We start from the raw sequence: 22,055 nt of genomic DNA on the forward strand, positions 1-22,055 counted from the left end.
CGGATTCTCCTAGTCTTGGTCATTTTTTCAGAGTGACCTCATTTTTTGCCAAACCCAAACGGCACAAATGATTACAATAGGAGAGTGACGATTTGATATAAGGATTTCTATGATTAAGCTTTACGGCAATACTGACTCGGGTCACTCCTACAAGGTACGTAACTTTTTATTACTCGGCGGGCTACCGCACGAATATTGTTGGATTGATTTGTCTTTATCTAAAAATCAGCGACCTGCCGAGTTTATTCAAGCGAGTCAGTTTGGCGAAGTACCTGTCTTGGTGTATCAAGGCCAAGCATACTGCCAATCCAATGCGATACTGATTTATCTGTCACAGAAGACGCGTCGCTTTTGCGGAAAAACACCGCAAGAATCGCAGCAGATTCTTGAATGGTTGTCTTGGGAAAGTAATCGCATCGGTTTTAGCTTGCCTAATCTCCGTTCCTCTCTACATTTTGATAAACAGCCACCTATCGTTCTCAACTATCTAAGTGAGCGCATGGGCAGTGACTTATTGTGTCTAGAAAAATTTTTAGGTGGTCGTGACTATTTGGTGGGTAATCAATTGACCATCGCCGACATTAGCTGTTCAGCATATTTATTCTGGCTCGATCATGTCGGAATACATGAGCATCATTACCCGCACATTCAAGCTTGGCTTGATCGTATGCGCGCGCATCCGAATTGGTTACATCCCGATAAAGTCATGGTGAAGTCGTCTTGAGACGCGCATTTTTTTAAGTAATTTAATAAAACTGACGAACAAACCTCGTTTTCCCATACCGCATTGAGTTTGTCGAGTTCGAGAATGAAATCGATTTATTGGGAAAGCTCTTGCTTGGATGCTTTAGAGGCATTCATTAAATTGGAAATGCCTAGGGCGCAATGCATTGTGCCTTATAGCCTGAGGGGGGAGTTGATATATGCGGATTAGGCTCGTTTAGATAGTGGGTTGTATGACGTAGTTGCTAGGCTATGGAAATAGGACGGGTCTGCCTCCTAGGCAGAACGATTGATAATGCTTTGTGAGTCCGATGCAAGAACTGTGGCGAGGACACCATCAAGATGATCGAGTTCATGTTGGAACAGCTCAGACTCAGCTTGATTCACTTTTTTCAACACCATCGATTGCCCCTGTTCATTAATAAAGCTGATGGAGATGGGGAGGTTGCGACGCACCTTCACCATGAGGTCTGGGAAACACAAGCAATCGTACCAGAGTGTAAATGTTTCCTTGCTGCGCCAAGTAATTGCCGGATTAATCATGGAGTACGTGCCCTCGCCGAAGTTGATGGCAATGAAGCGCTTAACGCTTAAGGATGCCGATCTGTGGTGCGGCAATACCTCGACCAAAACCACGCTCTGCCCGAAACACGTTTAGGGCGACTTTAAGTCGTTCGTTTTCTAGAATGAATTCGTGATTTGTTACATCTTGGATAGGTGCACAAATAATTCTAAGCTGCGGATCTTCAAGGGAAAGAACTCGATCACTCATGTTGGATCTCCCAAAGTAGATGTGTGGAACGGATGGCACCGAAAGAAACTTAGCCACTATCGGTGGCATGCCGAAGCCAGTTAATTGTTAGGGTGGGTACGGCTTCATCCTGCCCAGGCTACTTGGCTTCGCGGGCTTGTACGTGTCAGCGCGGTTGTTGTTTAAACTCGATGAAAAGCGCGCGAGTGTCTGTATCCCCGATATTTTCACCTGCATGAGATTGTGTGGGCATCCATCTCACATCACCGAGTTTGGATTCAGTCTCAATCATGCGCCCGTTACTCAGCGTCAGTTTGCGCTTGAAACTAGAAAGCACCACCATCAAGGTGTCAGGATGACCGTGCATGGCAGTCTTCTCGCCCGGCGCATCGAAGCCCTCCAATACACGCACTCGGTCATTTTCGAAACGAACTTTATAGTGCGCTGGGGCGACTATGAGCGGGTCTTCGTAAGCAGGGACTTGCGCTAGAGCCCAGTTCGCGAACATCCCCCCGCCAAATGCAGCCAATAGGGCCGCTACTTGTGTACGTTTTTTCATTAAGTATCTCCCTTAAACGCGAGCGACGCGCTCGAATTAGCAATATAGCGCAACTTTCCCGTCGTATGTGTTGAGCGGAAGCTATATCGCGTAACGTCGACACGAGTCCCTTCAATGGCAAACAAGGATTTAGTCGGGAGTGGTTATTGACGTCTTACGAAAAGCGAAAGTAGCGAAAGTAGGGTGCATTAGCCAATGGCGTATTGCACCGTCCGACAGTCGACCGATCAACAACGAAGCAATTTATTTGCAGATCAAAAAACCCAAAGGAAACAACTGTTCGCCATAATCAACCACCATACGGCGCAATACGCCTTCGGCTATTGACGCCTTACGAAAAGATTGTGTCTTGCGGGGGCTTATGCGTCGGTTTCATCACTGAATTCATCAAGTTGTGAAACGAAACATGCGCGCCAAAAATAGTGTGGCGTGAACTTGGTTTTCACATGGCTATTAAAGCAGTAACAATTTTTATTTAGGAATACTCCAGCAGGCTAATGCGAAAAGCCATGCCAGTGGTGCGGCAATAAATGAAATATAGGTATATTTATTCACTCCTGGCAAAAGCACACTTTTACCATGCTTAACAGGGTGGTAGTACACCGTAACCTGTGATTGTATTGGGTACGTCGCGACGACTCTACGAGCCATCGTAATAGAAGGACTACTCCCAAAGTATGCCCGCGAGCTCCTATACTGATGGCTGCCTACACTGTATCGATACTCAATATTCCAATCCCAGAGATATGGTTTAGAAATATAACGATTTACTTTCGATGCAGTGACTATCCCTTGGGTTGTGGGCCATGCGATGCTGTTTTTTGCATTCTTCCAATTGCCAAACGCCCGGATCAAAAGCCCAAATCCGGAGAGAAATACCAAAATACCAGCTATTTGAAAAGGGCCTATATCCTTTTTGAAGTACATTCTTGATCCCCAATCTATGTAGTTGTCACGTATAGTCATACCAGATACGTCGCATTGTCCCTGAGGAATTTGATCCTGGCCTCTACAAGGCACTCTACCAATTTGTGCGGCCAACATGAGGAGCAAAGCTACTATGCCGCATATGATTGCCAATCGCACTTTGCGCAACCCAAAAAGTGCGAATGTGATCAATGCAAATGGACCGGCTAATACAGTCATTAAGCCGAATATACCTAGGTAAGCAGTTGGCCCGCTTGTTCTAAAGGAAGCAGAATAAACGTAAGCTTTAAGAATAAAATCATAGAGCGCATTAGCGAATCCAAAAAACGCTCCTGCGAACACTAAGTAGCATACGAATTTCATTACCTTAGAAGGCGGACCTAATTTTGCGTACATATTTGGGAAGTGATATAACGTAGAAGTGATCGGAACGCGATCACAAGTCGTAAATTGAACGAAAGATTCATTCGCGTTTCCGATCGGCCGTCATGTTAGCAGTTGATTATTCGGGAGGTACATCATCAAAGCTACCCTCAACTCGCGCTTCACACGTTTCAAAACTAAGAAATTTTTTTTCTTCTAATTCTTCTAGAGCGTCATATAGCTGATTGTAATTTCCTTCAGGAGTTACATTTACGGCAAATTGGTTATCATTGAGTCCTTCGTAGCCTATATGCTCAGTTCGGATTGATTCGATTGTTTTAATATTTTCTTCCTTGGTTTTATCGCCAGTAAACATAATTCTAAGAGTTCGATGACCACTTGCCTCTAGTAATTTTTTTATTTCAGGCTTAAATTCTTCGCTTTCTGCCTCCGCAAGAACTATATCGTCATAATTTAGGCCATACGCATAAAACGGGATATTCTTAATCTGGTATTTATTGTCACCTAAATCATCTGCCCACATCGACTCACCACCGATAGCCCAATGATGAGGTAAATCGACTCTTAATTTTACACTTTTGGGGTTACTCATAATTTAAGACTGCTAACGTAAGTTAATTTGATAAAAATGCATATTAACTTGGCTCATAAAAAAAGACAATTTGTTTCAAGTCTCTCGAAACCCGCATGAATCATAGATGGAACTGGTTATACTGTATAAAATCCTGGTATAACCAAATCGACAAAAAGTGCACATCACAGAATTTCCAAACCCCCGGTTTAATCATCAGAATACCCAATAAAAAGGGCGACTCAAAGTCGCCCTTTTTCATTCAAACGCTAAGCACACAAGTTAGAAACGAACGTTCCCCGGCGTACGCGGAAACGGAATCACATCCCGCACATTACCCACGCCAGTGATGTAAGACACAGCGCGTTCAAAACCTAAGCCAAATCCTGCGTGTGGCACAGTGCCGTAGCGGCGCAGGTCGCGGTACCAGTAGTACGGTTCTTTCGCGAGGCCGACTTCGTCCATGCGGGAGTCTAATACGTCTAAGCGTTCTTCGCGTTGTGAGCCGCCGATGATTTCACCTATGCCTGGCGCGAGGATGTCCATCGCAGCCACGGTTTTGCCGTCGTCGTTCATACGCATGTAGAAAGACTTGATGTCTTTCGGGTAGTTTTGCAGAACCACTGGGCCGCCTACGTGTTTTTCGGCGAGGTAGCGTTCATGTTCGGATTGCAAATCGGTGCCCCATGCGACTGGGTATTCGAATTTCTGGCCGCAGTTTTGCAAGATGTTTACCGCTTCGGTGTAGTCCATACGCACGAATGGTTTGGCGATCATGTTTTCTAATTTCGCGATCACGCCTTTTTCTACGCGCTCTTCAAAGAAAGCCATGTCATCGCCGCGTTCGTTCAAGACGGCAGTGAAAACATATTTCAACATTGCTTCGGCGAGGTCGGCATTTTGTTTGAGATCCGCGAAGGCGACTTCAGGCTCGATCATCCAGAATTCAGCCAAGTGGCGACTAGTGTTGGAGTTTTCTGCGCGGAAGGTTGGGCCGAAAGTGTAGACCTTGGACAAAGCCATGCAATAAGTTTCTACGTTCAACTGACCAGATACCGTGAGGAAGGTTTCTTTGCCGAAGAAGTCTTTACTGAAATCTGGCTTGCCTTCTGGTGTCTTAGGGAAGTTCATCATGTCCAGCGTAGAAACGCGGAACATTTCGCCTGCGCCTTCGCAATCGGATGCGGTCAGGATAGGGGTGTTAACCCAGTAAAAATCTTGTTCATGGAAGAAGCGATGGATGGCTTGCGCGATAGAGTGACGTGTACGCGCCACAGCGCCCATGATGTTAGTACGTGCGCGCAAATGGGCGTTCTCACGCAAGAATTCCATGCTGTGCGGTTTTGGTTGAATGGGGTAGGTGTCTGGATCTTCGACCAAGCCAAATACTTGCACGCTCTCTGCCTGCATTTCAAAACTTTGACCACCACCTTGGGATGGCACGACCATGCCGGTTGCTGAGAAAGATGCGCCTGCTGTCAGGTGCAAAATTTCGCTTTCGTAGTTGCCCAAAGTGTTTGGTACGACGATTTGCAAAGTGCCGAAGCAAGAGCCGTCGGTTAATGCCAGGAAGGACACGCCGGCTTTAGAATCGCGGCGGGTGCGAACCCAACCTTGCACTGTGACACTGGTATCGCTCGGGGCTTTGCCGTTGAGGACGTCTTTAACGCTGAAAGTTGCCATGTTTTATTTCTCCAATATTTCGACGAGGATTTTTGAAAAGGCATTCCGTAATGCCAATTCCTGAAATTCTCTAGTGGCGCATATGATAGCCGTTTGCGCCGTTAAAACCAATTTTGTTGGTTAGTGATTTGCCTCAATTCGTATTGAGTGGGGCTTGGGTGTTGCTTTGTTATTGCTTGTTTGTTTCTGAAATTTCTTTTGTTTCGAGTTTGGCGTACTAACGAAAACTAAGCTTACTGCAAAGTCTGTCATTCCCGCATGCTTTTAGCGGGAATCCAGTGGCTTTGGTTGATCAACGAAAGACGCTGGAATCCTGCTTTCGCAGGAGTGACGTTAAACCGGTTGATGGCTTCTTAACCAGTATTTTCTTCATAGCTCCCTCTCCCGCGGGCGGGAGAGGGTTGGGGTATCGTAGGGCGGGTGCAACCCGCGCTGCTCAGGTGCGTCACTTGCTGGCGGCGCGGGTTTCACCCGCCCTACAAAATCTATTAATCAATCAGATTAATGTTTGCCCGTACTACCAAATCCACCTTCACCACGTTCACTGTCGCCAAATTCGTCAACGATGTTAAAACCGACTTGCAACACAGGTACAATAATCAGCTGCGCCAAGCGTTCCATAGGATTTAAAGTAAAAGCATTTTGTCCACGATTCCAAGTCGAGATCATCAGTTGACCTTGATAATCAGAATCGATCAAACCAACCAAATTTCCAAGCACGATGCCGTTTTTGTGACCCATGCCGCTGCGTGGCAAGATCATGGCAGCGTAGCCTGGGTCGCCAATATGGATCGCCAAGCCGGTTGGAATCAAGACTGTTTCGCCTGGTTGTATGGTGATGGCTTCGTCGATGCACGCGCGCAAATCAAGGCCAGCACTGCCAGGTGTACCGTAGGCAGGGAGTTGGTCTTTCATGCGTGGGTCTAGGATTTTTAGGTCTATGTTTTTCATGTTGTTTTAGTTTGTTTGAATTCGTTTTGCAATCTCAGCCACCAACTGATTCGCCAAAGTCTGCTTATCCGCCTTCGGCAAAGCCTGATGCCCATTCGCATCAAACAGCACCAATTCGTTTTCATCTTTGCCAAATGTCTGGTGGCCGATGTTGCCGACTAAGAGAGGTATGTTTTTCTTGATGCGTTTGGCGGCGCCATATTCAATCAGGTTTTCAGATTCAGCCGCGAAGCCGACGCAGTAAGGCGGTTTGGGTAACGCGGCGACGCTGGCGAGAATGTCTGGGTTTTGGGCGAATTGCAGTTGTGGCGTGTCGCTATCGCTGGTCTTTTTGATCTTTTGATCGCTGGCATTCGCTACGCGCCAATCGGCGACAGCGGCGACAGCGATGAAAATGTCTTGCGTATTGACTTGTGCCATCACGGCATCATGCATTTGCTGGGCAGTTTGGACTTGCTGGCGTTGCACGCCGTATGGCGCGTCAAGTGCGGTTGGGCCAGAGACTAGCGTCACGTGTGCGCCGGCTTCCCATGCCGCTTGGGCGATGGCATAGCCCATTTTCCCTGAAGATAAATTGGTGATGCCGCGTACTGGGTCGATTGGTTCAAAGGTCGGGCCAGCGGTGATTAAGACACGTTTGCCTGCCAATGATTTGTTTTGAAATGCGGCTTCGAGTTCCGCCAAAATTTGCGCTGGTTCTAACATACGCCCCATACCGACTTCGCCGCAAGCTTGTTCGCCAGCAGCTGGGCCGAACACTTGGATGCCGTCTTGTTTGACTTGAGTGACGTTGCGTTGCGTCGCTGGGTTACTCCACATTTCTACATTCATCGCCGGGGCTATGAATAAAGGTAGATGGGCAGGGCGGGCGATACAGAGGGTCGACAATAAGTCGTCGCAAGCACCGTTCGCCAATTTGAAAATGAAGTTGGTGCTGCACGGCGCAATCAAAATCGCATCGGCATCGCGTGTGAGATCGATGTGTGGCATGTTGTTAGGAATGCGCGCATCCCATTGATCGGTATAGACGGTATTACCTGACAAGGCTTGCATCGTCACTGGCGTAATAAATTGCGTGGCGCTTTGTGTCATGACCACTTGCACAGTCGCACCGAGTTTGCCGAGAGAGCGGCAGAGGTCGGCAACCTTGTAGCAGGCTACACCACCAGTCAGGCCGAGGACGATTTTTTTACCAGCGAGTCGGGAAGCCATGATTGTTTCCTTATTTTTTTACGCGTCGCAATTCATCGAGGATAAACAAAGCAGCACCGAGACAGATCGCGCTATCGGCTAAATTAAATGCCGCAAAGTGGTAGATATCTTTATAGTGGAAATCGAGAAAATCAATGACATGACCATACATCACACGGTCGATCACGTTACCTATGGCGCCGCCCATGATTAAGGCCAGTGCCCAACAAAACAGTTTTTGCGCCGCATGTTTTTTGAGTAGATAAGTAATGACCAATGAGGCGACAACACCGATCGCGGTGAACATATAACGTTGCCAACCGCCTTCAGTCGCCAAGAAACTGAACGCAGCTCCTTTGTTATAAGCGAGCGTTAAATTGAAGAAGGATGTCACAGGATAGAGTTCTGCATATTGGAAAGAACGCTCAATCGTTATTTTGCTGACCTGGTCGAGCAAAATCACGATGGCCGAGAGTCCTAGCCAAATGCCGAATAATCCACCTGATGCTTTTGGTTTGCTTGAGAATGTATTGGTTTTTTTGGTCGCCATAATCTTGTTGGTTTTCGTTATTAACTCCCTTCTCCCGCGAGTGGAAGAAGGGGGGCAAAGCATGCTTTGACTGGGATTCAGATTCCGATAACTTCGATTGAGGCATGATCGCTAATGTAAAAAATCGATCTGCGTTTTCTTTCGACTTATTCGTTTCTGAACTTCCCTCACCCTAGCCCTCTCCCGCTTGCGGGAGAGGGGACTTGTTCTTAAGTAGGGCGGGTGCAACCCGCGCGGATTCAGACGTTATTACCTTCCGAGCAGCGCGGGTTTCACCTGCCCTACATTTACATCAAGCGTATTTACGCGTTTCACCAGTTCCAAACAAATTGCTATTACAACGACCGCACAATGTTGGGTGTTCTGCATTCACGCCGACATCAGCGCGATAGTGCCAGCAGCGTTCGCACTTTTGATATTTCGATGCACTGACGACGACGGTTTCGTCGGCTTCTGTAGCGACTTGTTCTACGCTGGCAGCAGAAGTGATCAAGGCAAATTTCAAATCGTCTTCTAAGCTACTCAATACGCCAAATTTATCGCCACTGGCTTTGATCACCACTTCCGCTTGCAAGGAAGAACCAATCGCGCCAGAGACACGTACTTCTTCCAACTGTTTAGTCACATCTGCACGCACCGCACGCAAGCTGGCGTACTTCGCTTCCAAGGCTTCGCTATTCGCAATCGCTGGTAACTCGTAATAAGTCTGAGTGAAGATGGTTTCATCGCTACCTGCAAAGGCTTCTGCGCTGGCGAAACTTTGCCATGCTTCTTCTGCGGTGAAAGACAAGGTTGGTGCCATCAAGCGCAACAAGCTTTGCGTGATGTGCCAAATCGCTGTTTGTGCAGAACGACGTGCGAATGACGTTGTGCCGCTGGTGTACAAACGGTCTTTCAAAATATCGAGGTAGAAACCACCGAGATCTTCTGAACAGAATGATTGTAATTTAGCGACGACAGGGTGGAATTCATACGCCTCGTAATGTGCCAATACCTCTTTTTGCAATGCCGCGGTGTGGGCAATCGCGTATTGATCGATTTCCATCAAATCATTCACGGCAACCGCATCTTTGCTGAAATCGAAATCCGAGGTATTCGCCAACAAGAAGCGCAAAGTATTACGCATGCGGCGATACGATTCTGTCACGCGTTTTAAGATTTCGTCAGAGATAGAGATTTCGCCAGAATAATCAGATGACGCTACCCACAAGCGCAAGATGTCCGCACCTAAAGTATCGAAAATCTTTTGCGGTGCTAAGGTATTGCCCAAAGATTTGGACATTTTTTTGCCTTCGCCATCGACTACGAAACCGTGCGTGAGCAATGCTTTGTAAGGTGCATGACCATCAAGCATGGATGCTGTCAACAAAGAAGAATGGAACCAGCCGCGATGTTGATCTGAACCTTCTAAATACAGGTCAGCAGGGTAGGCCGATTGTGCTTTGTGTGAGCCGCGCAAGACCGTGAAATGCGTCGTGCCAGAATCGAACCACACGTCTAGCGTATCGCGATTCTTTTCATACAGTGGCGCTTCATCACCGAGCATTTCTTCTACGGTGATTTTCTGCCAGGCTTCGATGCCTTCAGCTTCAACACGTTTAGCGACCTGCTCTAATAACTCTGGTGTGCGTGGATGAATTTGACCAGTTTCTTTGTTCAGGAAGAACGCCATCGGCACGCCCCATTGACGCTGACGTGACAACGTCCAGTCAGGACGATTTGCGATCATGCCGTGCAAACGCGCTTTACCCCATCCTGGGAAAAAGGCGGTTTCGTCAATCGCTTTCAATGCGGTTTCACGCAAGCTGGCACCGCCATCGGCTGGTGTGTTGTCCATGCTGGCGAACCATTGTGAAGTGGCGCGATAGATGATCGGCGTTTTATGGCGCCAGCAATGCATGTAGCTGTGGTCAAACATTTTCAGTGAGAACAAAGTACCGGCTTCGCGCAATTTATCGCAGATCGGTTTGGAGGCTTCCCAGATCGTCATGCCCGCAAAGAAAGGCAGCCAAGATGCGTAGCGGCCATCGCCCATCACTGGGTTGAGCATGTCGTCATCTTTCATACCATGCGCTTTGCAGGATTGGAAATCTTCGATACCGTAAGACGGTGCAGAGTGAACTACGCCGGTACCAGTTTCTGTGCTGACGTAGTCGCCCAAGTACACAGGTGAAAAACGATCATAGCCTTCATGCATCGCGGCTAATGGATGTTTGAATTTGATTTCAGACAGCGCTTCACCGAGGCAAGTGGCGATGATTTCGGCTTGCATTCCCCAATTGGTGAAAGCAGTTTCGATCAAGTCTTTTGCCATCAAAATCAGGCAAGGCTCGCCATCACGCTCAGTTTTGATCAAAGCGTAAGTGATCTCTGGATGCATGTTTAAAGCTTGATTCGATGGGATGGTCCACGGTGTCGTGGTCCAGATCACGCAATAACCTTTTTCCAGAGGCAGTTTGTCGAGGCCGAAAGCTTTTGCCAACTTGTCGTTTTCAGCAAATGGGAAGCCGACATCGATAGAAGGATCGCGTTTATTCTCGTATTCAACTTCGGCCTCCGCCAATGCAGAGCCGCAATCGAAACACCAGTTCACAGGCTTTAAGCCACGGTAGACATAGCCTTTTTCGAAGAGCTTGCCGAGCGCACGTATTTCATCTGCTTCATTGCCGAAGGCCATGGTTTTGTAAGGATTGTCCCATTCGCCCAATACACCCAAACGGATGAAGTCAGCTTTTTGGCGCTCAATTTGTACTTCGGCGTAAGCGCGGGCTTTTTCTTGGACTTCGGCGACGGGTAAATTTTTGCCATGCAGCTTCTCGATTTGGATTTCGATAGGCATGCCGTGGCAATCCCAACCTGGCACATAAGGTGCATCAAAGCCCGCCATGGTGCGTGCCTTGATGATCATGTCTTTCAATACTTTGTTGACGGCGTGACCGATATGGATGTCGCCGTTCGCATATGGAGGACCATCATGCAAAATGAATTGTGGACGGCCCTTGGCGGCTTTGCGCACGCGTTCGTAGATTTTCTTTTCTTGCCAGCTCTTGACCCATTGTGGTTCACGCTTAGCGAGATCGCCGCGCATAGGGAAGGGGGTTTCAGTCATGTTGACTGGATACTTATTTGCTTGATCTTTTGCCGGCTTACCGCCGTCTTTTTTTGCTTGCTTTTCGTTAGACATAGATTTCGTTTCGTATCAATTTAAATTCAAATAATTCGGGAATAGGTAAATGCGGATGAACTTGCCGAGCATTCTTCAAATTCGGTCAGTTGCTGAGCCGACTCGCTGTTGAAAGTAGCTGCGCGCCCGATCAGCATCGCGGTTGATCGCGGCAGTTAAGGTTGGCAGGTCGATATATTTTTCTTCATCGCGGAGTTTCTTTAAAAACTCAATTTGTATCACTTTGCCATAGGCATCAACAGATTCGTCGAGGATATGGGTTTCGAGTAAAACGCGGCCACTATCGTCGACCGTTGGGCGCACGCCCATACTGGCAACAGCTGGCAATGGTTTTTCGCTTAGGCCGTGGACTTGCACGACAAAGATGCCCATGACTGCTGGCTTGTGATGGGCGATCCGCAAGTTGAGTGTGGGAAACCCTAAAGTGCGGCCCAACTTTTGGCCATGCACAACATGCCCAGAAATCTGATACGGGCGACCAAGCAAATGTTTCGCTTCATCAAAATCACCTGCGGATAAGGCCGCACGGACAGCGGAAGAAGAAATCCGTTTGCCATGACGTTCTACCGTGCTGAGCGTTTGTACGGTAAACCCCAAACGTTGACCCGCTTCAATCAAGGTGCTGATGTCGCCGGCGCGTTTTGCACCAAAACGAAAATCATCGCCGACCATGACCAGTTTGACATGTAGGCCATCAACCAGGATCTTTTGGATAAATTCTTCCGGGCTTAAGGCGGCAAAGTGTGCGTTGAAATGTTCGACAATGACGCGGTCTATCCCAGCTAGATCGAGTGCCGATAAATTGTCGCGCAAATTCGCAATGCGGCTTGGTGCCTTCGATAAATCTCCGAGCATTTGCGCAAAAAAAGCACGCGGGTGCGGTTCGAAACTCATCACTGCGGCTTCGATGCCTAGACGCGTTGCCGCGTCTCGTAAATGGGATAACAGTGCTTGATGTCCCAGATGTACGCCATCGAAATTTCCGATCGCTAGAGCACACGGCGCGCGCGCCGCAGCGTTTGGGAGTCCACGAAAAACCTTCATAGGTTAAAAATTCTTATGTAAATTGCTGATAATGTAAATTGCTGATGTTAGGTGCTGATGTTATTGGCTAAATTTATGATCCAGTAGGAAAAGATGTTCCTGCTAATTTTCGGCTGGCAATTGGCTATTCCTTACATCGTTTCAATGCATTTCTGCAGGGCAAAATTGGAGCATAACAAAAACCTTTGATTATAAAGGCTTTTCTCAGCGAATTTAGGTGATTTTGTGGCTCTTATTGCAGTGCGGTTTGAGGAATAATTAAAATAAATCCCTCGCTCATTGATAGTTAGGATGTGCGAAGTGGTGCATTGAGAGATTTTGAAATGTTTTTGCCGTGAGTTGACATAATAAGCCCGAAGATAAGCCCGAAGATAAGCTCTATTTATTGATTTTTTTCCAGTGCTGCAATAAACCCCTTAATGCTTCTGGTGGATTCATCGGTGCGGGAAAATTTGATTGATCGCGTTGATTTACTCCATGACAAGAAGCGCACACCCTGATTTCACCTGCTTTGAAACTGACCCAATTACGCTCTCTAACGATGGGAGTTCCTTGCGGATCCGTAGTTTGCCAAGTTAATGCGCGCGCTGCTGGGACAAACGCCGCGGTTGATCCATCTTTGGCGATCACCACACTGCTTGGTATTGACGAATTGAGTAGATTGTCCGGATTGAATTGTTGAAAATGTTTGATGGGTTGCGCCAGATTGCGCCGCCCCGGGCGATCTGCGTAGGCGCGGATCTGTTCTGCTTGCAGAATTTGAAAATGCTGAATGGAATATGTTTGCGCTTTTGGCGCATTGATCGAAGTTTGCTTGATGCCACCGGGCACTTCTAAGTTGTAGGCTTGCTGCAGGTCTGCACGATCGCGGCTGGTTTGATTTCGGGTAACGATGAGTGCTAAGTTTTGTGATTGCAGCCAGTTGCGCAATTGTGTTTCATCAACCTGTTCGGCTTGCAGTATGGCGCGTTCCGGTGATTCAAGGGACGCTGTTTTGGCAGGGCGCCGATTGCGTGGCCGTACTTCTACGGCTTCTAATTCCCATAAGTTGCCGCTGTAGCTGACTAGTTTCCCTTGATCCCACCAACTTAATTTCTTGGTCAGACCATCGGTCAGCGTTGACCCTGCGTTATATAGTTGATTCTTGCTGTTCCAATTTAGCCAACGCAAGCGCAAGTCGGGAAGGCTGGCCTCTTGTTCGGGTGGTAAGGCGAGGCTAGTGTGGCTGGCAATCAGGCGACCATCCGAGAGCGGTAAAGGATTGCGGTAACGGCCATCTTTTAAGTTGTCACTTTTTTCGATTTGCGTCACTGCGGTAACTTGCATGTGCTCGGGATTGAGGCCGGGTTGCGCCGCCAGTTTGACGATACTATCGCTAGTGAAAGAGGCAGATTCGCGGGCGTTGATGCCAAAAAATGTGCCAGGTTGCAAGGGATCTTCACGCAAATGAAAAAGTCCGCCTTCGCGACGCAGTGACAGACGATTCGCATGGAATTGCTCAAGCGTGCGATTGCTTAAATTTTTGTCGTGCGCAAAACTCGGTGTCAGATAGCCGAAAGACAGTTCATGCAAGCCTACATGATTGACCGTTTCTTCATTAGCACCATCTTGATCTATCTGCCAAATCGTAAAAAAATTACTACGAAAGGCATTCACATCACCATAGGAATTCACACTACCAATGCGAGACTCTGGAAAAACTTCTTGCCGATGAGGGAGCTTCACTGCATGCGCAGTTTCATCTACAAAATTGAAGGATTGAAATGGCAGCGCTACCTTGTTATGTTCTGCATCGCGATCTCGATCGGCCAACTGATCCTGCTGCAAGTGATCCCAGCGTGTGAAAATAACCCGACCAAAATGATCGATGAGCGGATTGAATGCACCACTCGGCGTGTGGCTGAGCAGTTGCAATGCGCCCGTTGGAGGCGTGAGTTTCCAGATGCCGGTTATGCTAGGCGTTGCTTCGTATTCGTCGAGTTGGGGATAGAGATGAAGCTCACCATTGCGGGGCCGATCTGAAGTGAAAATGATGTTGCCATCATCCGCATATAAGGGCGATACATTGTTGAAACGGGAATCTTGGCGCGCCACTTTGGTGATTTTTGCTTTTTGATGCCGACCCAGGCCTTCGACTTCATAAAGTTGCCAGCGATAAGGATTATTGCTTTGATTTTTCGACGGAGAACCTAGCAGTAGACTAAAAATCGCCTTGTTGCCACTGGGATGGATTGATGGCTCGCGCACCGCAATCGCTTTGCTTTCCTGTAGCCCAGAATGACCGAAACCGGCATCGCTCGTTAAATTTCGCAAATGTCCGTCGGGATAACGCAACATGAGATCGCCGCCACGTGGCACGTCATGGACACTGGTGCGGTGATTTGCGAAGGCTGACAGGCGGGTATTGCGGTCATCAGTAGTCGGAACTTGCGTGACAAACATGATCGGGTAAGTAATTTTTTGCGTGACCGGATTAATTGTCGCGGCTGATTCAGACTGATTTGCCTTACTCATTGCCGTGCCCGTCGATGTCGGCGGTGCATCTTGACGTTGACAGGCGTTCAAGCTGAACGCAATGAAGAGTAGCAATGAAATGATTTTTAACATTGATGCAGAGCGAAACTTTCTAAATGGAATGTGATCAAATAAAAGATCGTATTTCGGTTCGTGTTGGCGCTAGCGGTACTTATTTTGTTGGTGGCAGTTGAACTTACTTGAGTTTTTTAACATTTTGCGTCAATCTTAACTAGTATAAAGTAGATAAATAGATAAAAATAAAACAGTGAAAAACTTTTATTAACGTTGACTAAATAATCCAGAAGATTATGAATGCAACTAACACCGAGACAATACTATGTTGGAAACTAATTCAAAGCTTCGTTCACGCAAGCGTCTTGCGTTGACAACACTGACGATTTTGATCGCGACTTCGATCGTCGTCGCTTGTGGTGGTTCCGGCGACGGGGGAAGTATTACCACTATTCCAAGTACTGGCCCAGGAACCGGAACTGGGACTCAAAATCCATCCGTGGTGGGTCCTCCATGGCTAAATTTTGGCGGTAACGCGCAGCATGAAGCCTTGTCCGCTGTGGCGACGCAATCCTTCGCGAAGATCGCGTGGCAGACACCGGTTGATCTTGCGCCCAAATATTCCGCGCAGGGTTATTTGCTGGTCCACTATGGCTCGCCTGTGATCACAGCAAAAAACACAGTGATCATTCCAGTGAAAACAGCAGCTGATCCCGTCTATCGTTTTGAAGCGAGAAATGGTGCAGACGGCAAATTGATCTGGTCAGAAAATACCGATTACGTCATGCCTCCGTATCGTTGGACGCCAACTTATAACATCAGCCTCACGCCGAACAACCGGATTTATGCACCAGGTGCTGGTGGTAAATTGTTTTATCGCGATGACGCAGATGCGAGTAGTGCTACCTTAAAGAGCATCGTGTTTTATGGTGATACGGTGTACACCGCGAATAAAACTGCTCTCGATAAAGCGATCATCATCAATACACCTATCACTAGTGATGCACAAAGCAATGTGTTTTTTGGTTTTATCGCGAGTGCTGGCAATCCTGCGAATTTGAGCAGTGGCATCGTGCGTATCGGTGCAGATGGTAAAGCGAATACAGTGAGTGTGGCAGCCATTGCGGCGGGAGCGGGTGTCGCAAAAGTGGCAACGAACAGCGCGATTGCCATCTCAAAAGATCAGAAGACATTGTATGTGGTGGTGAATGACAATATCGCGACAGGTGTTCGTCAGACAGGTTATTTGCTAGCGCTCGATAGTAGTACTTTGGCCTTAAAATCTAAAGTGCAATTGATCGATCCCAACGAACGAGGCCCTGCCAATATTTCTGACGATAGTACCGCCTCACCTTTGGTTGCACCCGATGGTGATGTGTACATAGGCGTGCTGGAAAAGACCTATGGCACCCACAATGCACGCGGCTGGTTACTGCATTTCAATGCAGATCTGTCGCAGACAAAAACGCCTGGCTCGTTTGGATGGGATGACACGCCTTCGGTTGTTCCGGCCACGATGGTTGCCAGTTACAAGGGCAGCTCGACGTATTTGTTGATGGTGAAATATAACAATTACGAGCGTGCTGGTTCCGGCAATGGTATGAATCAAATCGCGATTCTTGATCCGCATGCGGAACAAGACGATAAAATTTCACCTGTGAAGACGATGAAAGAAGTGCTAACTCTGTTGGGCCCAACGCCAGATCCTAACGTTCCCGGTGGATTTATCGAATGGTGTGTGAATACCGCTGCGGTTGACCCATTTACGAAATCGGTGATTGTGAATAGTGAAGATGGTATTTTGTATCGCTGGGATTTAACGACCAATACCTTGATTGAAAAAATTCGCCTGACCAGTGGTATGGGCGAATCGTATACACCGACTGCGGTAGGTGCTGACGGTAAAGTCTATGCGATGAATAACGCCGTGTTATTTGCAATTGGAAAATAACAAAACAAGGCCGTGCATTTAATGGAACTTACGCAAAATGGACACACGAGTAAATTTGTAAATTCAGCACGGCTTTGTGCCATACACAAGCCGTGCAATTTTACGTAGGTCTGATGTAGTAAAAAATTTGCCGGGCAGAATTATTTCTACTCGGCAAATTGTTGTAATTTGATGTATTCTCTGTCCGAGTCTTGACTGCCGTGATCATGACTTCCTTGACGATCAAGTCCAGGACTGCATTAAAGGGGATATCCAATGTCGGAAACGCACTTGAATCAGGACGTAGCAACAGTCAGCGCAGTCTCGGGACTCAAGCTATCCGAATTGATTAGTGCACTTAGCCATGCACTTGATATCACAGAAGGTCAGCCAGAAGGTCATTGCATACGCTGCTGCTGGATCGGTATTCACATCGGCAAAGAAATTCATCTGCCAGAAAATCAACTGTGGGATTTGTACTACACCTTATTGCTCAAAGATCTGGGATGCAGCAGTAATGCGGCTCGCATCTGCGAACTGTATCTTGCCGACGATTTGCAATTTAAACGTGATTTTAAAACGGTCGGCGACAGCCTTCCGCAAGTACTGCATTTTGTTCTCAAACATACAGGCTTAAAAGCAGGCTTGGCTGAGCGTTTTCGCAGTGTGTTGACAATACTGCGAGATGGTCGTGAAATAGCACAGGAATTGATTGCTACGCGCTGCCAGCGCGGTGCTGAAATCGCACGGCTTTTGCGCTTCTCTGAAGATGTGGCGCAAGGCATATACAGTCTCGACGAACATTTTAATGGACAGGGCAGACCAGAGGGTTTACAAGCCGAGGCGATACCGGTTTTTTCACGAATCGCTTTACTGTCGCAAGTGATTGATGTGTTTCAAATTGCCGATGGCGCTGAGGCAGCGTTAAAGGAAATTCGTGAACGTGCAGGTGTGTGGTTTGATCCTCTGTTGGTAGATGCTTTCGAACGAATTGCAATAAAACCTGAGTTTTGGGAAGCACTGCGGGCAAAAGATATCACGACCCGTGTCGTTGAATTGGAACCGCAGTCCTTTGAAGTTCCTCTAGATGACGATTATCTGGATGATATCGCCGCTGCCTTTGGGCAGGTTGTTGATTCTAAAAGTCCTTATACTAGTGGGCACAGCGCGCGGGTTGCACTATATACCGATATGATTGCTGAAGCCTTGGAGTTAAGCCCAGAGCGCCGGCGTTGGCTTAAGCGCGGTGCCTTATTACATGACGTCGGAAAACTGGGCGTTAGCAATAGCGTGCTGGATAAAGCAGGAAAACTCGATATCTCTGAATGGGATGCCGTGAAGTTGCATGCTAGTTATACGGAAACTATTTTATCCCGTATTAATGCATTTTCCGAACTTGCTTTGGTCGCTGCTGCACACCATGAAAAATTAGATGGTACTGGTTATCCAAAAGGTTTACATGCAGATCAGATCAGTCTCGAAACCAGGATCATTACCACTGCCGATATTTTTGATGCAATTACGGCTGAACGCCCGTATCGTGGAGCGACGCCGATTCCAAAGACTTTAGAAATCATGTCTGAAAATTTGCACACTGCGATCGACGAACGATGTTTCGAAGCCTTGAAGTTAGCGATCATGAAGCTGGAAGCCGCTGGCCAAGCAACCTAAAGTAACGCGGTTGCACTTGCAAGCTTAAAATTCAACGCGAAATTCAACGCGATTTCGTCCAGCTTCTTTTGCTTTGTACATCTGCTTGTCAGAGGCAACTAACATCTCACCGTGATCACCTAAGCTGTCTTGCGCCATGACAGCGCCGATACTCACTGTCACCTTCAGAATTTTATTTTCAAATGGAATTTGGGTATTTTGAATTGCGATACGCAAGCGTTCCAAAATGACTTGTGCCTCATCTAGATTGGTGCCGGGTAGCAGGATGGTAAACTCTTCACCACCATAGCGACAAACCATATCTATTTGGCGCAAAGATTGTGGCAAAACTTTGGCAACAGTTCTTAGAACCTCATCCCCTGCGGCATGTCCGTAGAAGTCATTGATGTGTTTGAAGTGGTCTATATCCAACATCGCTAGAACGAAGGTTCGGTGAAACTTGCGATAGCGCTGCCATTCGTCCTCCAAGATATTTTCAAAGTAAGCGCGATTATGTAAGCCAGTTAGGGTGTCGTGCATCGCTTTTTGCTGCCACCGCTGACTTTGTTCAATCGAGAGATCGAGTTGGCGTTGTTGAATCGAAACGCTTTGGGTGGCTAGTGTGGTGAACATGATGAAGCTTAACAAGAGCAGATGCGCCTGATCCTGGTCGATGATCGCAAAGGGCCCCAAGTTCTTGGTGCTCAGGCTAAGTAACACTACTGTGGCCAATAGTAATAGAAAGCTGACCGCGCTGGCTTTTGCCCGATAGGCGAGCAATAGTGCCATCGCGGGGAAGAAATAGATAGCGCCGGGGAAGCCGTGAAATGCCAGCCACACGCCGCTTAGCGCGATCGTAATGTAAGCGAAGTTGGGAGCAATGCTGGCATAGAGGAAGCTTTCTTTTCTGCTCATTCCTGCACGCCAATCTGCATAGAGAGGATAGACTAATAAAATACCTAGGCTATCAGCAGCGATCATTTTGGCAAGCAAAGTCGAAAATTGATTCGCGGGCAAATAAGCGCCAAAGACTAAATTACTCACTAAAATAAAACCAGAGCATAAGGTTGGCAAGAAACAAGCAAGTAGAACAAAGCGATACAAATCGACAGCACGCTGTAGCCCATGTGTAAAGTATTTTTGTAACAAGGTAGCAGAAATCCAAGCCGCTAGCGTATCCGCCATTGCGGCAATGACGGTATGCAAGTTATCCGACCAGACATCGTGTAGTTGCATGCCTGACCAGTTCGCTAGAAAACTTGCCGTGAAGATCAAAGGAAGCGCGCGAGCCTTCGCAATGAGAACCATGATCAGGCCAATCCCTGCAGGCAACCACAGTAAAGTAATATTCGCTGGTTGCAGTGCAAATACCGCCATCCCAAAGCGGGCGCTCAGGAAATAGAGGACTCCAAGGAAAAGTAAGCTGAACGAGGGCATGAATTATTTTTCTGGAATGCGAGATCATGTTTGAATCACCAATCAAAACTCTACGGTGCTTTGATTGGTGGTTCAAGCTATTTTAGGTGAAGTGATGTTTTTCAGAATCGATTTGTAGGTTCTCGTTTGATCGAATACAGAAAGATCCACAAGATTTTTTTCAAAGTACATTATTCTGATACGATGAGATGACGCAAGATATTCTGATGTATCAGATCCAGTCAATCATGTTCACGCAGCCTATCAAATTGTGACGACTCTTAGTATGGCAAAATTCAAAGCCCTCGCAATCACTTTATTGGTGAGCCTTTTAGCCTCGGTTGCTTCAGCTAAAGAAGTGATTAAAGTCTATACCTACCACCTCAAACCGCCCTTTGTTGTCCGAGAGGCGACTCGTGAGGGCTTATATTTTGATGCTATTTCTTATTTTAATAAGAAAAATAATCAATTTCAATTTGAGCTGCATTACTTGCCGCGTCGTCGCTTGGATATGATGGTAAATGCCGGCACCTTAGATGGCCTGGTGATAGGCGTAAATCCGCTTTGGTTTAACGACAAACAAGAACGACGATATTTGTGGACAGGAAGTTTATTGCACGATGTCGATGAAGTGATTTCCAGTAAAGAAAAGGCCTTTGAATTTACTGGTCTTGAATCGTTGACGGGTTTGCGTGTTGGCTTGGTACTTGGTTATTATTACTTTGGCGTGAGCGAAATGGCGGTAACGGGTAAGTTATTTAGGGACGACGCCAGTAGTGAAGATCATAACTTCAAGAAATTATTGGCAAATCGAATTGATGTCGCGATCATTAGCCGTTCCAATCATGATTTTGTCATGAAACATCAGCCAGAACTTGTCGGTAAATTTCATATTTCGAGCAAGCCACATGATCAATATGAACGACGCATTATGATTCCTTTGGCTATGGCTAAGATTCATCATGTATTAAATACGATAGTGTCGCAGATGCACGTAGACCCTCTGTGGAAAGAAAAGATGGCGAGTTATCGATAGCATCTGCGAGGCTTTTATTTTTGTATGAGTTTAATTACGTAAAGCTCGGGAGATTCATTCTCTGCAGTAGTTTGGGCCATGGCTAAGAGCCGATCGATGTTGGGGTGTTTGCCAGGAAAGGCGATTGCGTCAGCCGTGTGTTCGGCGTAAATTTGTAGACCTTTTTTGGCAGCAGTAATGTCGATTGCACCAAATTCTTGAAACAGGGCGTGATACACGCGCACACTTCCCGCGGAACCAGGTTTATTTTCAATTCTTGCGTTCAGTTTGTCTCCATCAAAAAGTTCTATGGCGTCGAGGTGATCAATGGTTGGTAATGTTGCCAAAATGTCGCTAAATTGCATGAAGAATTCCTAAGAAAAAATTTGAAAAAATTGGGTCGGAGAAATCGCTGTGGTTTGTTATTGGTCATGATTTACTATGTTTTGCTATGTTAGCGGACAACCATAGTCGATGCCAGACAACGTGAGAATTTTAACGGACAGTTTTCGAGCGGGTAAATTTTTCTTGAAGTTGCTTGTCAACAGACTCTGATGTGTTCGCGTTGTGGAGGTGCGTAGTGATTTTCTACGGCAATTAAACTCTCTTAAGCTCTTAGGCACATAAGCCCAAACGCTTCAGCTAACATTGGATGGGAATAAAAATGAACAAATTCATGATGACTATCGCAGTTGCCTCAATCACGATGGGCACCGCCTTCGCACAAATGCCAGCAAAACCAGCTGCGGCGGTTGAAGCAGCAGCGGCCAGCAAATCTAGCGCGGCAAAAGTTGCGGCGCCAGCGGTGACGGAGAAAGCCAGTGCAGCCGCTAGCGCAACTGCCAGTGCAACGACGGCACCGCGAGATGTTGCTACAGGAATGGCAAGTGGCAAGCGCCAACACAAACCAAGTGTTAAAGCGCCAGAGGCTGCGGCATCTGCAGCCAGTGCAGCCAGCGCAGCGGCAAGTAAAAAATAAGCATCAGACTGCAATAAA

At 47.2% G+C, this 22,055-nt stretch carries 19 protein-coding genes; 5 read left to right on the forward strand and 14 right to left on the reverse strand.

Annotation, left to right across the window (positions count from 1 at the left end; genetic code table 11):
* Positions 1-109 precede the first annotated feature (109 nt).
* Complete coding sequence (locus tag ACO0KW_RS17285; protein WP_423054600.1) at positions 110-724, forward strand: glutathione S-transferase family protein; 615 nt, start codon at positions 110-112, stop codon at positions 722-724.
* A 275-nt stretch (positions 725-999) separates the two neighbouring features.
* Here ACO0KW_RS17285 and ACO0KW_RS17290 read toward each other — a convergent pair whose 3' ends face one another.
* The 12 genes from ACO0KW_RS17290 to ACO0KW_RS17345 form a co-directional block, all read right to left on the reverse strand.
* Complete coding sequence (locus ACO0KW_RS17290) at positions 1,000-1,359, reverse strand: peptide deformylase (protein WP_423054601.1); 360 nt, start codon at positions 1,357-1,359, stop codon at positions 1,000-1,002.
* Entirely contained in the window at positions 1,307-1,495 is a 189-nt protein-coding gene (locus ACO0KW_RS17295) for a peptide deformylase (RefSeq protein WP_423054684.1), read from the reverse strand. The genes ACO0KW_RS17290 and ACO0KW_RS17295 overlap by 53 nt, the downstream gene beginning before the upstream one ends.
* 145 nt (positions 1,496-1,640) lie before the next feature.
* Positions 1,641-2,033: a hypothetical protein gene (locus ACO0KW_RS17300; protein ID WP_423054603.1), complete on the reverse strand. Its 393-nt coding sequence runs from the start codon at positions 2,031-2,033 to the stop codon at positions 1,641-1,643.
* Positions 2,034-2,504: 471 nt separating this feature from the next.
* Entirely contained in the window at positions 2,505-3,302 is a 798-nt protein-coding gene (locus ACO0KW_RS17305) for a DUF3592 domain-containing protein (RefSeq protein WP_423054604.1), read from the reverse strand.
* Between the two features lie 160 nt (positions 3,303-3,462).
* Positions 3,463-3,936: a DUF4265 domain-containing protein gene (locus ACO0KW_RS17310; protein ID WP_423054605.1), complete on the reverse strand. Its 474-nt coding sequence runs from the start codon at positions 3,934-3,936 to the stop codon at positions 3,463-3,465.
* A gap of 261 nt (positions 3,937-4,197) precedes the next feature.
* Complete coding sequence (gene asnS, locus ACO0KW_RS17315) at positions 4,198-5,598, reverse strand: asparagine--tRNA ligase (protein ID WP_423054607.1); 1,401 nt, start codon at positions 5,596-5,598, stop codon at positions 4,198-4,200.
* A gap of 501 nt (positions 5,599-6,099) precedes the next feature.
* The gene (gene dut / locus ACO0KW_RS17320; RefSeq protein ID WP_423054608.1) at positions 6,100-6,549 is read right to left on the reverse strand and encodes a dUTP diphosphatase; all 450 of its coding nucleotides are present in this window, start codon (positions 6,547-6,549) and stop codon (positions 6,100-6,102) included.
* A 6-nt stretch (positions 6,550-6,555) separates the two neighbouring features.
* On the reverse strand, positions 6,556-7,761 hold the full coding sequence (gene coaBC, locus ACO0KW_RS17325; RefSeq protein ID WP_423054609.1) for a bifunctional phosphopantothenoylcysteine decarboxylase/phosphopantothenate--cysteine ligase CoaBC: 1,206 nt from the start codon (positions 7,759-7,761) through the stop codon (positions 6,556-6,558).
* 10 nt (positions 7,762-7,771) lie between these two features.
* Positions 7,772-8,290 carry a signal peptidase II gene (gene lspA, locus ACO0KW_RS17330; RefSeq protein WP_423054610.1) on the reverse strand — a complete coding sequence of 173 codons (519 nt, stop codon included), beginning with the start codon at positions 8,288-8,290 and terminating at the stop codon, positions 7,772-7,774.
* Between the two features lie 292 nt (positions 8,291-8,582).
* The gene (ileS, locus tag ACO0KW_RS17335; RefSeq protein WP_423054612.1) at positions 8,583-11,474 is read right to left on the reverse strand and encodes an isoleucine--tRNA ligase; all 2,892 of its coding nucleotides are present in this window, start codon (positions 11,472-11,474) and stop codon (positions 8,583-8,585) included.
* Between the two features lie 75 nt (positions 11,475-11,549).
* Positions 11,550-12,518, reverse strand: coding sequence for a bifunctional riboflavin kinase/FAD synthetase (locus ACO0KW_RS17340; protein WP_423054613.1), 969 nt, complete (start codon positions 12,516-12,518; stop codon positions 11,550-11,552).
* Positions 12,519-12,896: 378 nt separating this feature from the next.
* Positions 12,897-15,125: a hypothetical protein gene (locus ACO0KW_RS17345; protein WP_423054615.1), complete on the reverse strand. Its 2,229-nt coding sequence runs from the start codon at positions 15,123-15,125 to the stop codon at positions 12,897-12,899.
* 247 nt (positions 15,126-15,372) lie between these two features.
* Between ACO0KW_RS17345 and ACO0KW_RS17350 the strand changes: the two genes are divergently transcribed.
* Entirely contained in the window at positions 15,373-16,998 is a 1,626-nt protein-coding gene (locus tag ACO0KW_RS17350; protein ID WP_423054616.1) for a hypothetical protein, read from the forward strand.
* Positions 16,999-17,253: 255 nt separating this feature from the next.
* Entirely contained in the window at positions 17,254-18,648 is a 1,395-nt protein-coding gene (locus ACO0KW_RS17355) for an HD-GYP domain-containing protein (RefSeq protein ID WP_423054617.1), read from the forward strand.
* 24 nt (positions 18,649-18,672) lie between these two features.
* Here ACO0KW_RS17355 and ACO0KW_RS17360 read toward each other — a convergent pair whose 3' ends face one another.
* Positions 18,673-20,064, reverse strand: coding sequence for a diguanylate cyclase (locus tag ACO0KW_RS17360; protein WP_423054618.1), 1,392 nt, complete (start codon positions 20,062-20,064; stop codon positions 18,673-18,675).
* A gap of 265 nt (positions 20,065-20,329) precedes the next feature.
* Between ACO0KW_RS17360 and ACO0KW_RS17365 the strand changes: the two genes are divergently transcribed.
* On the forward strand, positions 20,330-21,079 hold the full coding sequence (locus ACO0KW_RS17365; RefSeq protein ID WP_423054619.1) for a substrate-binding periplasmic protein: 750 nt from the start codon (positions 20,330-20,332) through the stop codon (positions 21,077-21,079).
* 14 nt (positions 21,080-21,093) lie between these two features.
* On the opposite strand, the gene ACO0KW_RS17370 is transcribed toward ACO0KW_RS17365, so the two are convergent.
* On the reverse strand, positions 21,094-21,423 hold the full coding sequence (locus ACO0KW_RS17370) for a DUF2322 family protein (RefSeq protein WP_423054620.1): 330 nt from the start codon (positions 21,421-21,423) through the stop codon (positions 21,094-21,096).
* 299 nt (positions 21,424-21,722) lie between these two features.
* Here ACO0KW_RS17370 and ACO0KW_RS17375 point away from each other — a divergent pair, with 299 nt between their 5' ends.
* Positions 21,723-22,037, forward strand: coding sequence for a hypothetical protein (locus tag ACO0KW_RS17375; RefSeq protein WP_423054621.1), 315 nt, complete (start codon positions 21,723-21,725; stop codon positions 22,035-22,037).
* Positions 22,038-22,055: the final 18 nt, after the last annotated feature.

The organism is Undibacterium sp. Ji22W, from assembly GCF_049340305.1.
GTDB lineage: Bacteria > Pseudomonadota > Gammaproteobacteria > Burkholderiales > Burkholderiaceae_D > Undibacterium.